The organism is Streptococcus gingivalis, from assembly GCF_035544715.1.
GTDB lineage: Bacteria > Bacillota > Bacilli > Lactobacillales > Streptococcaceae > Streptococcus > Streptococcus gingivalis.
The window spans coordinates 171,232-191,930 of record NZ_JAYKTO010000002.1; the positions used below are offsets into that span (position 1 = coordinate 171,232).

Consider the following 20,699-nt stretch of genomic DNA (forward strand, 5'->3'; position numbering starts at 1 on the left):
CTTAGAATATTACTATTATACCATAATCAAGAGTTTTCCACAACGGTCAAGCCCTTGATTTTACAGCTTTTTCAAGCATTTTTGAGCTATTTCAGTTAAACTGTTTTTTTATTTTTGCTCACTTGCTCCAGCATTGATGAGATTGTCCGCAAATTGACTCGGTGTCAGCTTCAACAACTCTGGTAAGTGATTGTTTTTGAAGTAGGTCATACCTTCAGCCTTCTTCACATCCATCGCTTCAAAGTCATAGGTGATGGTTACCTTGTATTCATTCTCATTTTCCAAGGTCAAATCAGCTGTGAAACCTGGCACTGTCAAAGCTTCTTTAAAGGCATCATCCTTATTAAAGGATTCTCTCAATTGCTTTTGCGCTTCCTCTACTCCAACCTGTTGGATCCCTTTTTTCAACTCCTCATCGGTTGCCGTCACATTGATGGTCTCCAATTTTTTAAAGGTATTCCCCACATAGGTGACGATTTGCGTCTGTTGTGTCCCCTTGTCATCTTTTGGAAAGACAAAGGTTCTAGTGATGACTTTATTTTCTTCAGCTTTTTGCAGGATACTCTTATTATCCTTTTGCAGTTGCTCTGCTTTTGCTTGGATTGCCTTTTGTTCACTTGAATTTGGCGTTTTCGCTTGTTTTTTTTGACCGCATCCCGTCAAACACAAGGCAAGTGCACCCAATAAGAAGATTTTCCTTTTCATTTTCCATTCCTTACTAGTTATTGTTTTCTAAAATATTGTATCATAGATTTGGTAAAATGGCGCAGTAAACTGCTTTCCATTTCGATTTTTAACAAGAAAAAATCAGAAACAAATTGTTTCTGATTTTCAATCGTTTTAAAGAGCTGCACGCATCCGCGCTTCTGCATTTTCTACATTTCGAACTGATCGTGGCAAGAAGGCACGAATATCATCTTCTTTGTAGCCCACTTGGAGACGTTTGTCATCTACCAAGATCGGACTTTTAAGAATACGAGGTGTTTCCATGATGATGTCAATGACTTCATTGACACTCAAGTCTTCAATGTCCACTCCTAGATTTTTAGCGTATCGATTTTTTGAAGAGACAATACTTGCCACTCCATTTTCAGTCTTTGTAAGGATATCCAATAATTCTTCTTTGGTGATCCCTTCCTTACCGAGGTTTTGTTCTTTATAGGTTAGCTGATGAGCGTTGAGCCAAGTCTTTGCTTTTTTACAGCTGGTGCAACTTGACACTGTATAAATTTTAATCATGCCTGCACTCCTTTCGCTACACGATAATACTATCGTATTAAATTATAACACAAAAACCATCAGTCTAGCGACCTATTTTGAAAAAAATTAATCTTCAATTTCAATCGCGTCATCTAAATCTAGAGTTACTTCTTCTACGACAGGAGCTGCTTCTTCAGTTTTATCAAGGGTTTTCACTGCTTCGTCTTCTTCGATCAAACCAAAATGAACCCGAACCTTGTGGTCGATTTCGTCAAAAATTTCTGGGTGGTCAGCCAAGAATTTCTTAGCATTTTCAGATCCTTGACCAATTTTTTCGCCATTATAGGAGTACCACGCACCCGCTTTTTGGATGATATCCAAATCTGTTGCAATCTTCACCAATTCACCTGTACGTGAAATTCCTTCCCCGTACATGATTTCAACCATGGCTTCTTTGAATGGTGGAGCTACCTTGTTCTTCACAACCTTGATCTTGGTTTCCTTACCAACGTTGGTATCTTTTTGGTCCCCAGTCCCCTTGATTTGAGTATTTCCACGAACATCTAGACGGACAGAAGCGTAGAATTTCAGGGCACGACCACCAGGTGTGGTTTCAGGGTTCCCAAACATGACCCCAACTTTTTCACGCAATTGGTTGATAAAGATAGCAATGGTCTTGGTCTTGTTAATAGAAGCTCCAAGCTTACGCATCGCTTGGCTCATCATCCGCGCTTGCAAACCAACGTGGCTATCCCCGATATCGCCATCGATTTCTGCGCGTGGGACCAAGGCCGCAACAGAGTCGATAACGACCAAATCAACGGCACCAGAGTCAATCAATTTACCAGCAATTTCAAGTCCTTGTTCTCCTGAGTCTGGTTGAGACAAGAGGAGTTCATCAATATTAACCCCAAGAGCTGCAGCATAAGATGGGTCCAAGGCATGCTCGGCATCGATAAAGGCAGCAATGCCTCCTTCTTTCTGTGCTTGCGCTACTGCATGGAGGGCAACGGTTGTTTTACCAGATGATTCTGGACCATAGATTTCGATGATCCGACCTTTTGGATAACCACCAGCACCCAAGGCAATATCAAGCGCCAAGGAACCAGAGCTCATGACTTGAACTTTTTGCTCTGCGCGTTCACCCAAACGCATGATGGATCCTTTACCAAAGTCTTTTTCGATTAACTTCAGGGCATCGTTGAGCGCTTTTTCACGCTCGTCTCCAAATTTCTTAGAGATATCATCTAATTTTTTCTGTTTTTTCGCCATTCTTTTCTCCTATGTTTTTGCTATACAGGAAATACATGCAACTCACTGACGTTTTCCGTCCTTTGAAAGGCACATTTCCTATCCATCTTTAGAATTATTCTTCATTTGGCACAAGCTTCATTATACCAAATTTTCACCATTTAATACAGCCAAGCGCACCAAATTAAAGGCATGAAGGACTGCAATTTCGCGGACATCAGCTCGGCTACGTCCGGCGATATTGACTTGGACACTATCCACTCCATTTGGAGTCGCAAGTCCGATAAAGACGGTCCCTGCTGGGTGCCCTTCTAGACTATCTGGCCCCGCAACTCCGGTCAGGCTAACACCATAATCGGATCCTGTTAACTTACGGGCCTGTGAAGCCATGGCTTGAGCTGTAAAATGAGACACCACTCCATGTTGCTCTAACTCTTGAGCTGGAATAGACAACATCTTGCTTTTTTCTTCCAAACTATAGGTGACAAAACCACCCGCGAAGATGCTGGACGCCCCTGAAAAATCTGCCAAAGTCGCTTGGAACAGGCCAGCCGTCAGGCTTTCTGCAGCTGTAATGGTCTTACCAGTCCCTTTCAAGAGATCAAAGGCAACCTTGGCCATCGAATTGTCATCTCCATAACCGTAAAACAACTCTTGCAAGGGTTGATGATCCAGAGTATGACGGGATAAGATTTCCTTTTCTAAGACATCGAGCTTCGCATCCGCTGAGGCTTGATCCTTCGCCTTTGTAGATAGACGCAAGGTTACTTCTCCCGTCTTGGCATAAGGGGCAACCGTCGGATCACTCTGCTTTTCAATGATATCTGCTAGGATCGTAACTAGCTGGCTTTCCCCAATCCCAAAGAAGCGCAAGACTCTTGAAAAAAGCTCTTCCCCTGTTGTCAAATGAGGCACCAATTGTTCATTGACCATGGGTTTTAACTCACTTGGTGGACCAGGTAGAACGACATAGGTCACACCATTGACTTCAATCAAACCTCCAACCGCGAGACCTGTACGGTTTTGAAGGGGGATTGAACCGGCAATCAATTGTGCTTGTCGCTCATTATTGGGCGTCCGGACATAATCAGGGCGACTGGCAAAGAAGGTGTCGAGTTTGGCAAGCGCTGTTGGATCAAAAACCAGTTCTTTCCCTAAGAACTTAGCAAGGGTTTGCTTGGTCAAATCATCCTCTGTTGGCCCAAGTCCACCACATAAAATCACCAAATCACTGCGTTTTGAAGCTGTCTCAATGGTCGAGAAGAGACGACCTTCATTGTCTCCTACCGCCACATGATAATAGACATCAATCCCTAAACTAGCCAATTTTTCAGACAAGAGCTGAGCATTGGTGTTGACAATTTGTCCTGTTAGAATTTCCGTTCCAACTGCAATAATTTCCGCCTTCATGGTGCCTCCTACTTATACTATTCGTAATTTTCATTTCATTTTAACACAATTTCCTAAATTATTAAAAAAACAGATTGAAGATAAAGTCCATTTTGGACAACTTTCTTCAATCCTTTTCTTTTAGTGTATAAAGTAAAAACTCTTAGAAATACCATTACATCAGCATTCCTAAGAATTTTAACTATGTGGCAATCAACTTCTAAAGGGCTATTTCTATTGTTGATAGAGCTTATCCATATTCTGAAGCAACCATATCGAGTGGTTGCTTTTTTACTACTTTCTTGATCTGAAAGCCTTCTTCTGACTCTAATTCTTGTTGTTTCCCCTCATCTTTTGTGATACAATAGCATCAATTTTTTCTAGGAGGATGAGATATGGTTTCTACTATTGGTATTATAAGTTTATCTAGTGGGATTATCAGAGAGGACTTTGTCAAGCACGAAGTGGACTTGGGGGTCCAACGACTCAAAGACCTCGGACTCAATCCTATCTTTTTACCTCATTCACTAAAAGGCTTAGACTTTATCAAAGAACATCCTGAAGCTCGTGCAGAGGATTTGATTCAGGCCTTTTCCGATGATAGCATCGACATGATCTTATGCGCCATCGGTGGAAACGATACCTATCGCTTGCTACCTTATCTTTTTGAAAATGACCAACTACAAAAGGTTATCAAGCAAAAGATTTTTCTTGGCTTCTCGGATACGACCATGAACCATCTCATGTTGCATAAACTAGGAATCAAGACTTTTTATGGGCAATCCTTTTTTGCAGACATTTGTGAGTTAGACAAAGAAATGTTGCCATATAGCTGCCACTACTTTAAAGAATTGATTGAGACTGGTAGAATCTCAGAAATTCGCCCTAGTAACGTTTGGTATGAGGAACGGACTGATTTTAGTCCCGAGGCTCTGGGAACACCTCGTGTCAGCCATGAAAATACAGGTTTTGACTTGTTACAAGGCAATGCTCAGTTTGAGGGAGAAATCCTCGGTGGTTGTCTTGAGTCTCTCTATGATATTTTTGACAACTCTCTACACGCGGATAGCATAGACCTCTGCCAAAAATACAAACTTTTCCCTGACTTATCCGACTGGGAAGGAAAAATCCTCTTGCTAGAAACCAGCCAAGAAAAGCCTAATCCTGAAGACTTCAAAAAGATGTTGAGGACTTTAAAGGAAACTGGTATATTCGAGGTCATCAGTGGACTCTTGGTCGGAAAACCTATGGATGAAACTTTCTATGACGACTATAAAGAAGCACTATTGGATATCATTGATAGCAATATCCCAATTGTCTATAATCTGAATGTTGGACACGCAACTCCAAGAGCAATTGTCCCCTTCGGAGTCCATGCCCATGTAGATGCAACGGAGCAAGTCATTCGCTTTGACTATAACAAATAAGAGGCTGGGACAAAAGTCCTAGCCTCTTATTTATCTTTGGATTGTCGAGCAAGACGCAGTGGTTGAGTGGGCTCTACTACGCTGATTTCATCAGCTTTTACAGCCCTACTCAACTGTGCGGAGGTGGGACGACGAAATCGAATTCTAACGAATTACCGATTTCTGTCCCACTCTCTTTTTCTATATTCTCTGATGTTCTAGTCATCTAAAGTTACTTATTTCCACTTTTCCATTCACAATCATTCTCATGGTCATCAACCAATCCTGCTGCTTGTAGGTAGGATAAAACTGCGACTGGTCCGGTGAACTTAAAACCACGCTTTTTGAGGTCCTTGGCTAGCTTCTCAGAAAGAGCTGTCTTCGCTGGTGCTTGACTGTAATCTGGAACATCATTGACGATGGTTTTCCCATCGACAAAAGACCAAAGATAGGCATCAAAGGTGCCAAATTCTGCCTGGACTTGTAAAAAGGCCTGAGCATTGGCCCGTGTCGCAAAGATCTTGGCACGATTTCGGATGATGGCTGGATTGTCTAACAAAGTTTCCAACTCCTCATCCGACATCTCTGCAACAGCTTGAAGGTGGTAACCATGAAAAGATTCTCGGAAAGCCTGCCGTTTATTGAGCACCGTTTCCCAAGATAGACCGGCCTGATAAGTCTCCATACAAAGCAACTCAAAAAGGGCCTGGTCATCATGGAGGGGTCGTCCCCATTCTTCATCATGGTAGGCTACATAGAGAGGGTTGCTCATTTTGACCCAGCCACAGCGTTTTGGCATAGACTTCTCCTATTTCACCAACATCTTAAGGGCAGACTTGATGTAGTTTTCAGCAGTATCAGAAGTTCCTTCAAAGAATTTCTTAATTTTCTTAAGTTCCGTTGCCTTGTAGCCCAATGCCAACATGGCTTCCATAGCTTCTTCAAGGGCTTGGTTTTCTTCTGCAACTTTGGCTTTGGACTGAGCCGGTGCATCTTCTAGATCAAGATTGATCTTACCTTCCAGATCCAAGACCATCTGTTGGGCTGTTTTCTTGCCGATCTTTGGAAACTTGGTCAAGTAGGTAATGTTCTTGCTTTCGATGGCTTGGACAAGGCCTGCATTATCGTCTGCAGCAATGATGGCCAAAGCTGAGACAGGTCCAATCCCAGAGACTGAGATCAAGTTCAAAAAGAGCTTTTTCTCTTCTTCTGTCGCAAAGCCATAGAGCAGGTGAGCGTCTTCACGGACTACTTGATGGAGATAGACTTGCACCTCTTGATTCATTTTACCAGAGTAGGCATAGGGATTGGCCACATGCAAGAGATAGCCCATCCCAGCTGTTTCTACCACAATGTATTTAGCGGTGATTTTCGTTAAAATTCCTTTAATGTATTCGTACATAATCTTCCTTTATTGTTTGATTAATATTTGCCCAATTCCCGTAAACTGGTGTGATTTTCCTGAATGCGTCGGAACATCTTTTCCATATCTGACTTGGTAAAGTTAACCAAGACCGGACGGCCATGAGGGCAGTTATAAGGGTTGTCACATTGGGACAGTTGGTAGATCAGATCCCGTGCAGAGTAATCATCCAGTGTATGATTGGCCTTGATAGAGCGTTTGCAGGACATCATGATGGCCAACTCAGCTCGGTATTTCTTGATGGACACTTCCTTGGTCAAGAGGAGCATGTCACACATCTCATAGATGCCTGACTCGATCTCTTCTTCCTTCATCCAGATCGGATGCTCCCGCAAGATCAACTGGTTAGCTCCGTATTCTTCTAAGTAAACGCCCACTTCTTCTAGAAGGTGCTTGCGCTGTTGCAGGCGGATCAGATCGTCTGTAGGGAACTCAAAGATATAAGGCACCAGCAGTTGTTGCTGACTGCCGTCTACGTCCCCGATGCTCTCCCGGTATTCTTCGTATTTGACCCGCTCTTGGGCCGCGTGCTGGTCAATGATATATAGGCCCCCATTTCCTTGGGCAAAGAGATAGGTTCCATGCATCTGACCAAAATATTCCAATTCTGGGAAGGTCGAATGTTCTTCCCCATCCAACTTATCATAGGCCTTGTCTAGACTAGCCAGATCCAACTCTGGGTGGTCCAGTTCATCATAAACCACAGCCTTTCTTTCCGCAAACTTGATCGCGCTTGTCGGTTTTTCTACTGGGTTTTCTTGGATTCTAGCTTCAGTAGCAGTCTCATCTGCTAGAGGCCGTTGAGGATCTGCCACCTCTGGTCGAAGCTTGAAATCTTGACTCTCTCGGTCATAATAGAGGCGGTTTTCTTTTAAAGGCAGGGTCGTCTGTACTGGCTTTTCTGTTCGACGAATAGTCGACTTGGCTAGATTTTCTAGAGCATCCGGAATCAGGTCCTGCTCTTTCAAAGCGTTCGCAATCGCCTGGGAGATCAAGGCCATTAGTTCTCGTTCTTTGGAGATGCGAACCTCTTGTTTAGTGGGATGAACATTGACATCCGCTAAGTAAGGATCGATCTGGATATTAATGATCGCAAGTGGAAAGCGACCCACCATGAGTTTACTGCCGTAGCCGTCTAAAATAGCTCGATTGAGCAAGAAATTCTTGATGTAACGGCCGTTGATAAAGAGACTGATGTAATTGCGATTTGCACGAGTCAATTCAGGCAAAGACACAAAGCCCGTAACTTCAAAATCTAGGTCGCGATTTTCAATAGCCACCATCTTCTTGGCAGACGCGAGGCCATAGACACCCGCAATCGCTTGCCGGAGATTACCAGTCCCAGCTGTTTTGGTCATTTCTTTTCCATCATTGATCAAGGTAAAGGCAATCTCAGGATGGGCCAAGCTCAAGCGGTTGAGAATATCCACGATATGGGACAACTCTGCCTGCTGGCTCTTTAAATACTTGAGACGAGCAGGGGTATTAAAAAAGAGATCTTCCACTGTGATCTTGGTCCCGACAGGGCTTGTCGCTGGCTCCAATTCCTCAATTTCGCCACCCTTTGCGACCAATTTGGTCCCGTGGGCAGCTCCTTCTTGCGCCGTTAGAAGGGTTAGAATACTGACAGAAGCAATGGAAGGCATGGCCTCACCACGAAAACCAAGCGTTCGAATACGAAAGAGATCCGCTTGACTCTTGATCTTACTGGTCGCATGTCGACGGAGGGCCAAAGCGACCTCATCGTGCGCAATTCCTTCCCCATTGTCTGTGATTCGAATCGACTTCAATCCTGCTTCTTCGATTTCGACAACAATCTGGCTTGCTCCAGCATCGATCGAGTTTTCAACCAATTCCTTGACCACGCTAGCAGGTCGTTCAATCACTTCACCTGCCGCTATCTGATTGGCTAGGACTTCTGGCAATTCAATAATCTGTGACATGTCTGCTCCTTTACCTATTTTTTCACCGATACATGTAGCTCTATTATACCACAGATCCACAAGACTCCCTTTCTTAAAAAATAGAGGCCAGTCCCATCTTCTTCCTAAAAAACCGCATAGGCAAAGAAAATGACCACATAGACAAATCCCCTTGTCTTCCCTTTGGAAAAAGTGTTTAATAGTAGTGTAAAGAAGGGGCCGGGCTAGCAGGCCAACCGACTTTACCCAAAGGAGGGAGAAACGATCTTATGAAAGTTGAAGTACAAATTGATTCCCACTTCCAAGAAGAAGCGGTGATGATCACAGCACCTGCACTGTCTGCGCGTGTAGAGAAAATCCGTGACTTTGTGGAAGAATTGGATCAAAAAGGGCGCTTACGTGCCAAAAAGGATGGGGAAGCTTACCTGATCGAAAGCCAGCTATTCCAACGTTTTTACATTGAAAATCGGCAAGTAATTGGCGAGACTATGACAGATCAATTTATTCTGACTGGGCCACTCTATCAGTTATCTGAAGACTTACCGACCTTCTTTCTCAAAATTTCCCAATCTGAAATTATCAACACAAAAGAAATCGATCACCTGCACTTTACCAGTGGAGGATCAGTGCAAATCTATCTTAAAAACGGGAGTCTGACCTACTCCTCCCGTCGTTACTTGAAAGCCATTAAGGAGAAATTATCATGCTAAAACAATCTTTTTCTGACGCCCTGAAAGGGATTCTCATTGGGCTCATCCTATCCATCTTCTTTTCCTATCTCTTCTCACCTGAGTTGTACCTTCCCTTAAGTCCCAACTCTGCAGTCGGTCGCTGGATGTTCTTGCATCATGTTCACGGCTCACTAGTCATGCTCTATTGTGCCCTCGTTTGGGGTGCAATTGGGGTCCTCTTTAGCTTCGGAAGTCTCCTCTTTCAAAAAGACTGGAGCCTCTTACGGGCTACTCTGAGCCATTACCTACTCATGTTACTTGGTTTTATTCCTCTGGCTACTTTGGCCGGCTGGTTTCCAGCACGACTCGGATTTTACCTCTCACTCGTTGTCGAATTCACCCTCGTTTACGTGATCATCTGGTTGGTCTCCCATCATTTTTATAAAAAACAAGTCCAAGAAATCAACCAAAGCATTGCTAACCACTAAGCAAAAAGATCCTCGCCGTCACGAGGATCTTCTTTTATAATTTCTTTTTCAATTCGGCGACTGCCATCATGACTTCCATGGGAGTCATATTGTAGAGATCCAGATTCTTCAATTCTGTGATCACCGTATTTTCTGTCTCTTCCTCAAAAAGGGACATTTGTTCAGCAACCTGCGAAGACACTTCCTTTTTAGGATTTGCATCCGCAAGCGGTACTTGCTGGGCTTGTCCTTCGAGCTTGGTCAAAATCGCATCCGCCCGCTTCAATAATTCTTCTGGCAAACCAGCGATCTTGGCCACGTGAATCCCATAGGACTTATCTGCTGGGCCGGGTTCAATCTTGTGCAAGAAGGTAACCTGACTATCTCGCTCCAAGGTCGCAACATGAACATTTTCCAAACGGGACAAGGTCTCTGAGAGAGCCGTCAACTCATGGTAATGGGTCGCAAACAAGGTTTTGGCACCGGTTCGATCGTGAATGTATTCGATGATGGATTGGGCGAGAGCCATCCCATCATAGGTCGCCGTTCCCCGTCCCAACTCATCAAACAAAATCAAGGACTGGGTCGTTGCCTTGCGAATGGCGTGATTGGCCTCCATCATTTCCACCATGAAGGTAGACTGCCCCGATACCAGGTCATCAGCAGCTCCGATTCGGGTATAAATCGCATCAAAGATTGGCAACTCGGCCTTTTGCGCGGGTACATAGGAGCCAATTTGGGCAAGAATCACAATGATCGCCAATTGGCGCATATAGGTAGACTTCCCGCTCATATTTGGTCCCGTAATCAGCTGAATATCCCGTTCTTCATCCATAAAGATGCTATTAGGAATATAGGACTGGGCTCCCATCACTTTCTCAACAACCGGATGGCGGCCTTTGTCGATTGCGATTCGTCGTTCTTCATGAAAAAGGGGACGATTCAACCGTTGCGACTCAGCGACACTGGCTAAACTTTGTAAAACATCAACCGTTGCAATCGCCTGAGCTAATTGTTGCAGACGTTGGATATACTTGCCAACTTCTTCCCGAATCCGCATAAAAATCGTATATTCCAGATTAGCAGACTTCTCACGCGCCTCTAGCATATCTCCTTCGATGCGAGCCAATTCCTCCGTACCAAAGCGTTCTGAATTTTTCAAGGTCGCCTTGCGGAAAAAGTGAGCAGGAACGTGACTCAATTGAGAATTGGTGACATGGAAATAGTAGCCATCCTTCTTGTTGTAATCGATTTTTAGACCTGTAATGCCGCTGGCTTCGCGCTCCTTGGCCTCAATCTCAGCAATCCAACCAGTACCATCCCGAAGAACGACACGGTACTGGTCCAATTGCTCGTCAAACCCAGTTCGGATGATATTTCCCTCCGTAATAACAGCAGACGCTTCCGGAGCAATAGCTGAGGTAATCAAGCGGTGCAACTCAGGAAGTTCATCCAAGCGTGCAATTAAGACATCTAAGACTGGATCACCAATCCCCAGTAGAATCGACTTGATCGTCGGCACATGCCCCAGAGTATCTCCTAGCTGCAAGAGATCCTTAGGGTTGATCTTGCCAAAGGAAACCCGACTCGCTAAGCGTTCAATGTCATAAACCCCTTTGAGGCTGTCGGTCAAATCGCTCCGTTCAAAGAAATGATCCATAAAGACCTGAATGATGTCCTGTCGCTCTCGAATCCGTTTCAAATCGACTAAGGGCTTCTGAATCCAGGACCGCAACAAACGACCGCCCATGGCCGTCTTGGTTTCATCCAAATACCAATACAAGCTACCATGTTTCTTCCCAGTTCGCGCATTCTCTGTCAAATCAAGACTAGCCTTGGTCGCAAAGTCCATCTGCAAGAAATCGCAAATCTCATAATGATGGGCTTTTTTGAGGTGGCTCAATTCCCGCATTTGTGTCTGGTAGACATACTGGAGAAGTTTTCCAGCCGTTTTCTTTTCGAGCTCACTCAACTGATCCCCTAAGAGTTGAACATCGTCGAGCGCCGTCTCTACATGTGACAACAAGAGATTCATCTGGCTCACAAACACACGCTCTTCCTGTTCTGGCAACTCATAACCCAGGACCACCTCACGCGCACGTAAATTGCGGATTTCTCCACAAACCATGCTAAAGTCATTGAGGGTCGTCACCTGAAACTCCCCTGTCACCAGATCCATATAGGCTAGCCCATACTCATTTCCTGAACGATCCAAAGCAACCAGGAAGTTGTTCTCACTATCTGGCTTGGTCGAATCCACCACTGTACCCGGCGTAATCACCTGTACGACTTCACGCTTAACGACCCCCTTGGCTTCTTTGGGGTCTTCCATTTGTTCTGCAATCGCGACCTTATACCCCTGTTCAATGAGAACATCAATATACTGCTGGGCCGAGTGGTAGGGAACACCCGCCATAGGGATCGGATTCTCTGCATTTTTATTCCGTGAGGTTAAGGAAATCTCTAAAATTTGAGCCGCATTCACTGCATCTTCATAAAATAATTCGTAAAAATCTCCCATTCGAAACAGCAAAAAGGCATCCGGATAATCTTTTTTGATATCTAGATACTGCTGCATTCCAGGGGATATTTTCTCTACTGCCATACTTCTTTATTCCTTACTCTTGCATCATTTTCTGACGCAAGCCCCATAGATGAAAACAGGAGTAGATAGCTCACTATCTTCCTCCTTTTGACATCTTAACAGGGCTTGATTACTGCATCATCCCTAAAATTTCATTTTGAATTTCAATGGCTGCATCTTGGTCACGGCAGACAATCAAGAGGGTATTAGCCCCTGCTACAGTTCCCAAAATACGCTCATCTGACATTTCATCTACACCATTGGCCAAGAGAGCTGCTTCTCCTAGCTCTGTCCGCAAGACCAAGGTGAATTCTGCCCGTGAGACAGACTTGGCGTGGCTGGACAACATAATATAAATCTCTGCCACCTCAGGCTCATTGGGCAAAATATAATACAACTGGTCTTTTCGTTTCACCTTGACTAGACCCAGATCGCGCAAATCTCGTGACAGAGTTGTTTGCGTTACAGCAATTCCTTTTGCTTCTAATCGATCCTGAATCTCTTTTTGAGTCGACAATTTTTCATTTCGAATCATTTGTTGAATCAAAAGGTGACGTTCTGTCTTTTTCATTGGACCTCCACTTTTGAATAAATATACTTTAAATTATACCAAAAAAATTGAAAATTCGCTCAGAATTGTGTTAAAATAATAGTTAAAAGGACTAAGGAGCTAATATGAACAATAAAGAACTCATTGCTAGTGAATTGGCCAAAGTGATTGACTCTCTTGACCAAGATGCTATTTTAAACTTGCTTGAACAACCAAAATCATCTGATCTTGGTGACATTGCTTTTCCAGCCTTCTCACTTGCAAAAGTGGAACGCAAGGCTCCTCAAGCAATCGCTGCAGATATTGCTGAAAAGATCGACCAAAGTGCCTTCGAAAAAGTCGTTGCAACTGGACCTTACGTGAACTTCTTCTTAGACAAATCTAAGATCTCTGATCAAGTAATCAAATCCGTCATCGAAGCAGGTGCAGACTATGGCCAACAAGACGAAGGTAAAGGTCAAAACATTACCATCGACCTTTCAAGCCCAAACATCGCAAAACCTTTCTCAGTTGGTCACTTACGTTCAACCGTTATCGGGGATGCTATTTCAAACATCTATAAAAAAATGGGCTACAATACCATTAAAATCAACCACTTGGGAGACTGGGGTAAACAGTTCGGTCTCTTGATGGTGGCTTACAAAAAATGGGGTAGCAAGGAAGCTGTCGAAGCCAATCCAATCGACGAATTGTTGAAACTTTATGTTCGCATCAATGCCGAAATCGAAAACGATCCTGCTTTGGACGATGAAGGACGTCTCTGGTTCAAGAAATTGGAAGATGGAGATCCAGAAGCAACTGAATTGTGGCAATGGTTCCGTGACGAGAGCTTGGTAGAATTCAACCGTATCTACAAACTCCTCGGTGTTGAATTTGACAGCTTAAACGGAGAAGCCTTCTACAATGACAAGATGGACGAAGCTGTCCAAATCCTTGAAGAAAAAGGCTTGTTGAAAGAGTCTAAGGGGGCTAGCATCGTTGAGTTGGATGATGTCAACCTACCACCAGCTATGATTAAAAAATCAGATGGTGCCACTCTTTATATCACTCGTGATATCGCAACCGCTATCTACCGTGCACGGACTTACAACTTTGTGAAAAACATCTATGTTGTAGGTCAAGAACAATCCAACCACTTCCGTCAGTTAAAAGCTGTTTTGAAGAAGATGGGATTTGAATGGAGCGACGATATGATCCACGTTGACTTTGGTTTGGTCACAAAGAACCGTCAAAAATTGTCAACTCGTAAAGGAAATATCATCCTGCTCGAACCAACTCTTCAAGAAGCTATCTCTCGTGCCAAAGCTCAGATCGAAGAAAAGAATCCTGAACTAGAAAACAAGGAAGAAGTAGCACATGCAGTCGGTGTTGGTGCGGTTAAATTCTACGATTTGAAGACAGACCGTCGAAACGGGTATGACTTTGACCTTGAAGCCATGGTATCCTTCGAAGGAGAAACTGGACCATACGTTCAATACGCTTATGCTCGTATCCAATCTATCCTTCGCAAAGCCAACTTCACACCATCTGCAGATGCGACTTATAGCTTGAGCGATCCTGAAAGCTGGGAAATCATCAAGCTTCTCCAAGACTTCTCTCGTGTTGTCAAACGTGCTGCTGAAAACTATGACCCATCCTTGATTGCTAAATATGCCATCAACTTGGCTCAAGCCTTCAACAAGTACTATGCTCACACTCGTATCTTGGATGAAAGCCCAGAACGTGATAGCCGTCTTGCTCTTAGCTACTCAACAGCAGTTGTTTTGAAAGAAGCACTTCGTCTATTGGGTGTGGATGCGCCTGATAAGATGTAATATCTTTCTTACTTTTTGATAGGAAACCGTCTTTTTTAGGGGTGAGAGGAATAGCTAAATAAGCCTTATTTAGTTCCATCTCACTCCTTTTCTCATGCCCAATGCCCTTCATTCTCTACATTTTCAGTTCCTTTATATACAGGAGAAATCTATGAATCAAACCGTTTACATCTTAATCCTCATCAGTTTAGTGGTTCTCTTTTTATTTAACAAGTACGAAAGAGAAAAACTACAACGGCTCTTACAAGAGCAACTCTTGAAAGATCAAGCTTTCAAAGATAGCATCAAGGAAAAAATCCAAGAGACCGACAATATCAACGATGTCATCCATGCCATCAATAAAGACTATCGATTGGGGCTCCTACTTGCTAAAGAAATCACAGAAAAATTAAAATAAGCCATAGAAGAGGAGTCATATAAAATGTGACTCCTCTTCTATTCAGTCGCAACAAATAAGAGGCTGGGACAAAAGTCCTAGCCTCTCAATTATTTTTGGATTGTCGAGCAAGACGCAGTGGTTGAGTGGCCTCTACTACGCTGATTTCATCAGCTTTTACAGCCCTACTCAACTGTGCGGAGGTGGGACGACGAAATCGAATTCTAACGAATTACCGATTTCTGTCCCACTCTCTTTATTTTAAAGATGATACAAATCTTCTACAATGGCAGCTACTTTTTTAATATCTCCCAACATCCCCCGCATTTCAAAATCGGCTAACATAGGGAAACCAAAGCGTTGGCTGTATTGCTTAGCGGTTAAACAATATTGATTGTTAAAATTCCGATTGCCTGACCCAACCACTCCTAAACACTTGCTGGCGTTGTCTCCGTAAGCAATAAAATCCGCAACATCTGTCGTCAAAATTTCCACATCGCCATTGTCGACACCATTTCCACCCTCCAAATAGGTAGGCAAAAAAGTGATAAAAGGATTGGTCATTTCAAAGAAGGGCTGGCCCTCTTTGACTAGGTCTTTCACATGCACTTTCTCGATTTCAAGTCCGGGATGAGCTTCCAGCAAATAGTCACTTAAGCGACGGACAAAACTCTCTGTATTTCCACTCAGACTAATATAAACAAAGGATACTTTCATCTTTTTTCTCCAATCAAGAAGCTCTCTTATCCTCTAAGAGAGCTCCCTTTAAACTTATCTATTATGCCCTAGCTTGAGCTTTTCTCAAACGCAAGGTTTTATACAAAACAATTCCAAGGAAGAGAAGGGATAAAGCAGTCAAGAGTAACAAAGCAATGGACGAAGATGCCAGATATCGTTGGCGAAGCGCTGAGTTTGAAAAACTAGCTAATAGTGGACGCCCTGCAAAATAATTATAGCAAGAGAAGGCTTGACTTAATAAAATCTGCCCCATATAAGTATAATGAGCTGTTAACAGATCCTGCTTCATAAAGAGGAAATAGAAAGTTGCCAGTAAGGCAATCAGAATCAAGGAAACAAATAAAAAGGTTAGTGGAGACTGATTGAGTTGGGCTGATTTCTCATAATATGTCACATAGTCAGCCTTGTCTTGAGCCGTTGTTAAACCAAGTTGTTTCGCAAAATCATCTGTCAGCTCAAAACTCTTTGAAGCTCCAAAGGTTGAGACAGCTGAAGTCAGGGTTCCAACCGTAGAGAAAAATAACAGGATATAAAGATAGATAGGTTTCTTTTTCATACAAACTCCTTTTCATTTCTTACACCCTATTATATCGCGATACAGATAGAAAGGCAAGCGCCTCAAAACCGTGGAGGCACTTGCCTGATCACTGATACGTTCAAATGAAATTCATTTGGAAAAGTAATGTGTGCAAAAGATGAAAAGCCATCGCAACTGTATCATTGGAATGATTAGAGATATAACGGAGTCCTATAAACTTTCATTCGAACACCACCAGTATACCTCATTCTCTTCTTCTTGTGTCATCCATTTCTATTCTGCTTCATTTCGACACGATTTGGTCTATAAAAGCCATTTCCTCTCCTTATCCAAAAACTATTCTGTTCTATTTCTCAACTATTTGGTCATCACTCCATCAAAAAAGCCAGAAGGACTTGCCTTCTGACTTTCTTTATTTAGATGAATGAACGAAAGAAACAAGAATTAATCTTCTTTTTTCTTGCGTGCAAGACCCAATCCAAGCAATCCAGCCATCGCACCTGCAAGAACAGCTGCAGTTGAGCTTTCTGTACCTGTATTTGGAAGCGCAGGTGTTTGTGGTTGCGCAGGTTGTACAGGCTGTTCCGGAACTTCAGGAGTTGGTTCGGTTGGAACCTCTGGAGTTGGTGGAACGATTGGTGTAGGTGGAACAATTGGTGTTGGTGGGTTGTATGGAGTTGGTGGAGTTGGAGGAACCGGTGTTGGTGGGGTTGGAATATCTGTTTCCGTTACCACTTTATTCTTATGCCATTTCACCTCAGCTGATTGAGGTCCCTCAGTTTTCGGAATTGTTTTGTATTTTGGTTGCTCAGGGGCTTTTGGTTCAATTGGAGAAACTGGAGAAACCGGTGCTACTGGTGTTGGTGGAGTCGGTTCTTTAATTTTTTCAATTTCCTCTTTCACCGGTTTAACTGGTGCCACTGGAGAAACCGGACTCAACGGAGTAGGCAATGTTGGTTTTACTTCATTTAATTTTGGCTCTACTGGGGCAACTGGAGAAACTGGAGCTGGCGGAATGACAAATGAACCTGGATTTTTTGGAAGACCAACATTTGAGTTGATTGCAAACCAATAAACCGTTGGTTGACCAGCCGCATTAGCTCCATTAGCCGTAAAGACTAGGTGACCATCAGACATCTTTAATCCCGCACCACCATAATAGAGATATGGAGAAGATGGATCATCCCAACCACGAAGAGTCGCTGATGATTCCCCATTAAAGACAGCACCATGTTCAATATATTGGTTATCTGTAGGGGAAGTTACTTCTTTAGTAGCCGCATCATAAGAAACACTTGAGTTTGGAATTTGAATGTATTTATTATTTCCAATATTTACAAACTCTTGGTGCTCCACATTTTCAAATTTCTTCTTAGGGGTAAAAGTAATTTGACCTGTAGTTGCATCTACTTTGTATGAACCAAGAACATCATCCTTACCTTCAAAAGTAAATTCTTCTGTACCAATAGAATGAACACTTCCTGAACCCGAAGCATTCACAGTTAACGCATCCGTTACTTCTTCCTTCTCAGGGGTAGTACCAGGAGCCCATTTACCTGTCTCGACTTCTACATAACCATATTTCTGTGTTACAATTTTGAGGGGATTATCTGCTGAAATGGAAACAGTTGCAGTACCGAAGTCTGCTTTTCCTGTTTTAACCTTCACTTCATTGTTTTCAATGCTCATGGATGAACCATCTGCATACGGATCCCAAGTGCCACGTACAGTGTTTCCATTTACATCCTTGGCTTCTACTGTGATAGCACGAGGTTTATCTCCACTATCTACATAAGAAGCACCTGTCCAGTGGTTGAGAGAGTTCAAAGCGACAATCGCATTATGTTGGGTCAAATCAAACTTATTGCCATCGCCATCATAGAATTCAACATCGACAGCAACTTTAACTGGTTTATTTTGGTCTGTTGAAGCACCGACTGTTAGTGTTACAGTTGGATCTGAGCTAACAGCTGCAATTCCTTTACCGTCATTTGATGGAAGACTCAAAATCTCATAGCGGTAAATCACGCGCTTGATTGGATGCATATCCGTATTTTCACGCATGCTGGACTGATTCAAGTTATCATAAGTAACGACAAATTTATCGCCTTCTTTCACTTGAATGTACTCAGTTTCATTATTGGTCCAAGGACTAGTCGCTACAATATCTGAAGCTTCCAATTCATTGGAATCATACTGATGCACATTGCTTTTATTCAAGCGTTTTTGAGCATCACGAGTAAGATAAGTGCTGATGCCGTCAATGGTGTGAGTTGCACCACCTTCACGTTGGAAAGTCAAATCTTGAACAGTTTCAACATCTTTCAAATCTTTGAAACCATTGTCAGTCATATATTTTTCATACGCTTCTTTAGCATTTTTGTATTGAGCCAAAGCGGTTTCAATACTTGCAAGTTTCGCTTGATAAAGTTTTGCATATTGTTCATTCACAGCATCATAACTTGATTTTGCTTTATCATAAGCTGCTTTTACAGCCACAAACTCAATTTCGTTTGAAGCGTACTTAGCTTTTGCTTCCTCAAATGCTTTCTTATCTTCCTCATACTGAGATTTATTATTTTTATATAAGTTTTTTGCAGCTGTTAAATCTTTAGCTTTGTCAGTAAGTTCCTTAGTAGGTTTTCCGTCTTTGTCTTTTTCTACTTCTTTTTCTTCATCTTCTACAATCGTATCACTTTCTACAATATCAACTTTTGCATCTTTGTAGATTGCTTTAATTTCTTCTTTGACATTTTTAAATTTGTTTACTACTGTATCGTATTCAGTTTTAGCTTTAGCATAAGATGTTGCAGCCGTATCATATTCTAATTTATCTTTTGCATATTGTTCTTGTGCTTTTTGATAATCTGATACCGCCTTATTATATTCTTCAGTAGCTTTGTTATATTTTGCCACTTCTGAATCATACTGAGCTTTTGCAATATCATAACTTGATTTTGCTACATCGTATGCTGTTTTAGTTGAATCATAACTAGTCTTGGCTGTTTCATATGATGTTTTCTTATCATTATAATTTTCAGCATCTACATCATATTTTGATTTTGCAGTTTCATATGCTGATTTATCTGCTTCATATTTAGCTTTCAGCGCAGCATATTCCGCCGAATCTGTCCCACCAGTAGATGTCGCAGCGTTATAAGCCTCTAGAGCAGTTTCGTATGCTGTCTTAGCTTCATTATATGCTGCTAGATCTTGTTGGTATTGTTTTTCAGCTACAGTATATTCTTTAGTTTGTTGATCGAATTTTTTCTCAGCAGCTGCTTGAGCAAGTTTATTTTTTTCAAACTCTGCTTTTTTAGATTCGTATGATTCTAATTCCTTATCATATTGAACTTTAGCTTCATTATACTGGGCAAGTGCTGCGTCATAAGAAGTTTTTGCAGTATTGTACGACGCTGTTGCATCCGCAAAACTCAACTTATTATCAGCATATTTTGCTGCATCTGTTTCATATTTAGCTTTACTAGTTTCATAAGTTGCTTTTGCAGCTTCGTATTGCTCCTTAACTAGTTTATAGGCATCAGAGTCTTTACTTGCAGTTGAAGTAGTAGCTGCTTTATATGCTGCTAAAGCTTCTTCATATGCTTTTTGGGATTCTGCGTAAGAAGCTTTTGCTTTTTCATATTCAGCTTTTTGAGCCTGATATGCCAATAAATCATTCTGGTATTCAGTATTAGCTTGATCGTAGTCAGCCTTTGCTTTAGCATTTTCAGCTTCTACTTGCTTTTGTTCAGCTAATTTTGCTTCATACTCAGCTTTGGCCTTTTTGTAGTTTTCAACGACTGTGTTGATTTCAGCTGTTTGGGCTTTGTTATCTGCTTCTGCTGCTACGATAGATGGTTGGACTTTTTCAGCTTCTTCTGTAACGGTCACACCTTCTGTGGCTGCATCAGCTTTTGCTTTTTCAAGTTCTGGTGATTCTACATAAGTCGTCGTAACTGTTTTATTTCCTTCTGTCACAGTTGTAGATGTCAACTTAGAACTTGTTGCAACAGCTGCATCGCTTGTTGCTATATCCGTAGTAGTCACTTCAGTTGCAGGCGCTGTTGCCTCATCTGCTTTCACTTCTGCTCCATAGGTATTAACAGTAGCCAATCCAGCGATGGCCAATGAAACAACACCGACTGATAACTTACGAATTGAAAATTTTTCCTGCTTCGAAACATGTTCACGATAGCTTTTCATTTTCAAAACTCTCCTTTTTTGTTTAAAAAAATCTCACTGTAGAGGCAAAAATATGCTACTTTCAGTTAACTCCATTGTATCACAATCAACCATTTTTATTTATTTGTCAATTTAATTTTTTATTTTACTTTAAATATATAACAACTTGAATCCCCAAACCTTCC

At 42.3% G+C, this 20,699-nt stretch carries 17 protein-coding genes; 5 read left to right on the plus strand and 12 right to left on the minus strand.

The genetic code is table 11. The features are described 5' to 3' along the window. Positions 1–108 precede the first annotated feature (108 nt). The 4 genes from SM122_RS07090 to SM122_RS07105 form a co-directional block, all read right to left on the minus strand. Positions 109–705 (minus strand): SP0191 family lipoprotein, encoded by a 597-nt coding sequence (locus tag SM122_RS07090; RefSeq protein WP_031576799.1) that lies wholly within the window; start codon positions 703–705, stop codon positions 109–111. Between the two features lie 135 nt (positions 706–840). Beyond that, a complete protein-coding gene (gene spx, locus SM122_RS07095) occupies positions 841–1,239 on the minus strand; it encodes a transcriptional regulator Spx (protein WP_003009108.1) in 399 nt (132 codons plus the stop codon). 87 nt (positions 1,240–1,326) lie between these two features. Continuing rightward, the gene (gene recA, locus SM122_RS07100) at positions 1,327–2,472 is read right to left on the minus strand and encodes a recombinase RecA (RefSeq protein ID WP_024054712.1); all 1,146 of its coding nucleotides are present in this window, start codon (positions 2,470–2,472) and stop codon (positions 1,327–1,329) included. 120 nt (positions 2,473–2,592) lie between these two features. Continuing rightward, the gene (locus tag SM122_RS07105; protein ID WP_070594637.1) at positions 2,593–3,861 is read right to left on the minus strand and encodes a competence/damage-inducible protein A; all 1,269 of its coding nucleotides are present in this window, start codon (positions 3,859–3,861) and stop codon (positions 2,593–2,595) included. A gap of 374 nt (positions 3,862–4,235) precedes the next feature. On the opposite strand from SM122_RS07105, the gene SM122_RS07110 reads away from it, so the two are divergent. After that, a complete protein-coding gene (locus tag SM122_RS07110; protein WP_155170406.1) occupies positions 4,236–5,267 on the plus strand; it encodes a S66 family peptidase in 1,032 nt (343 codons plus the stop codon). Between the two features lie 211 nt (positions 5,268–5,478). On the opposite strand, the gene SM122_RS07115 is transcribed toward SM122_RS07110, so the two are convergent. From SM122_RS07115 to mutL, 3 genes are read right to left on the minus strand one after another with little or no spacing between them, the layout of a single operon-like run. Further along, positions 5,479–6,045 carry a DNA-3-methyladenine glycosylase I gene (locus SM122_RS07115; RefSeq protein WP_155170404.1) on the minus strand — a complete coding sequence of 189 codons (567 nt, stop codon included), beginning with the start codon at positions 6,043–6,045 and terminating at the stop codon, positions 5,479–5,481. 9 nt (positions 6,046–6,054) lie between these two features. Then, a complete protein-coding gene (gene ruvA / locus SM122_RS07120; RefSeq protein WP_155170402.1) occupies positions 6,055–6,648 on the minus strand; it encodes a Holliday junction branch migration protein RuvA in 594 nt (197 codons plus the stop codon). 20 nt (positions 6,649–6,668) lie between these two features. Then, positions 6,669–8,612 (minus strand): DNA mismatch repair endonuclease MutL, encoded by a 1,944-nt coding sequence (gene mutL / locus SM122_RS07125; protein WP_061604440.1) that lies wholly within the window; start codon positions 8,610–8,612, stop codon positions 6,669–6,671. A 248-nt stretch (positions 8,613–8,860) separates the two neighbouring features. Between mutL and SM122_RS07130 the strand changes: the two genes are divergently transcribed. Both SM122_RS07130 and SM122_RS07135 read left to right on the plus strand, forming a co-directional pair. Then, entirely contained in the window at positions 8,861–9,301 is a 441-nt protein-coding gene (locus SM122_RS07130; protein ID WP_155170400.1) for a LytTR family DNA-binding domain-containing protein, read from the plus strand. Beyond that, positions 9,295–9,750, plus strand: coding sequence for a DUF3021 domain-containing protein (locus tag SM122_RS07135; protein WP_024054970.1), 456 nt, complete (start codon positions 9,295–9,297; stop codon positions 9,748–9,750). Before SM122_RS07130 ends, SM122_RS07135 begins: the two co-directional genes overlap by 7 nt. A 34-nt stretch (positions 9,751–9,784) precedes the next feature. Here SM122_RS07135 and mutS read toward each other — a convergent pair whose 3' ends face one another. Both mutS and argR read right to left on the minus strand, forming a co-directional pair. Next, positions 9,785–12,334, minus strand: coding sequence for a DNA mismatch repair protein MutS (gene mutS / locus SM122_RS07140; protein ID WP_195327030.1), 2,550 nt, complete (start codon positions 12,332–12,334; stop codon positions 9,785–9,787). A 109-nt stretch (positions 12,335–12,443) separates the two neighbouring features. Continuing rightward, positions 12,444–12,884 (minus strand): arginine repressor, encoded by a 441-nt coding sequence (gene argR, locus SM122_RS07145; protein WP_003009125.1) that lies wholly within the window; start codon positions 12,882–12,884, stop codon positions 12,444–12,446. A 104-nt stretch (positions 12,885–12,988) separates the two neighbouring features. On the opposite strand from argR, the gene argS reads away from it, so the two are divergent. Together argS and SM122_RS07155 are read left to right on the plus strand one after the other, a co-directional pair. Next, entirely contained in the window at positions 12,989–14,677 is a 1,689-nt protein-coding gene (gene argS / locus SM122_RS07150; protein ID WP_195327031.1) for an arginine--tRNA ligase, read from the plus strand. Between the two features lie 151 nt (positions 14,678–14,828). Beyond that, on the plus strand, positions 14,829–15,074 hold the full coding sequence (locus SM122_RS07155; protein WP_023919916.1) for a hypothetical protein: 246 nt from the start codon (positions 14,829–14,831) through the stop codon (positions 15,072–15,074). 240 nt (positions 15,075–15,314) lie between these two features. On the opposite strand, the gene nrdI is transcribed toward SM122_RS07155, so the two are convergent. From nrdI to SM122_RS07170, 3 genes are all read right to left on the minus strand, one after another. Next, positions 15,315–15,770, minus strand: coding sequence for a class Ib ribonucleoside-diphosphate reductase assembly flavoprotein NrdI (gene nrdI / locus SM122_RS07160; RefSeq protein ID WP_045760033.1), 456 nt, complete (start codon positions 15,768–15,770; stop codon positions 15,315–15,317). Positions 15,771–15,831: 61 nt separating this feature from the next. Next, positions 15,832–16,347 (minus strand): ABC transporter permease, encoded by a 516-nt coding sequence (locus SM122_RS07165; protein ID WP_024055259.1) that lies wholly within the window; start codon positions 16,345–16,347, stop codon positions 15,832–15,834. A 426-nt stretch (positions 16,348–16,773) separates the two neighbouring features. Further along, complete coding sequence (locus tag SM122_RS07170) at positions 16,774–20,535, minus strand: GbpC/Spa domain-containing protein (protein ID WP_324737922.1); 3,762 nt, start codon at positions 20,533–20,535, stop codon at positions 16,774–16,776. Between the last annotated feature and the right edge of the window lie 164 nt (positions 20,536–20,699).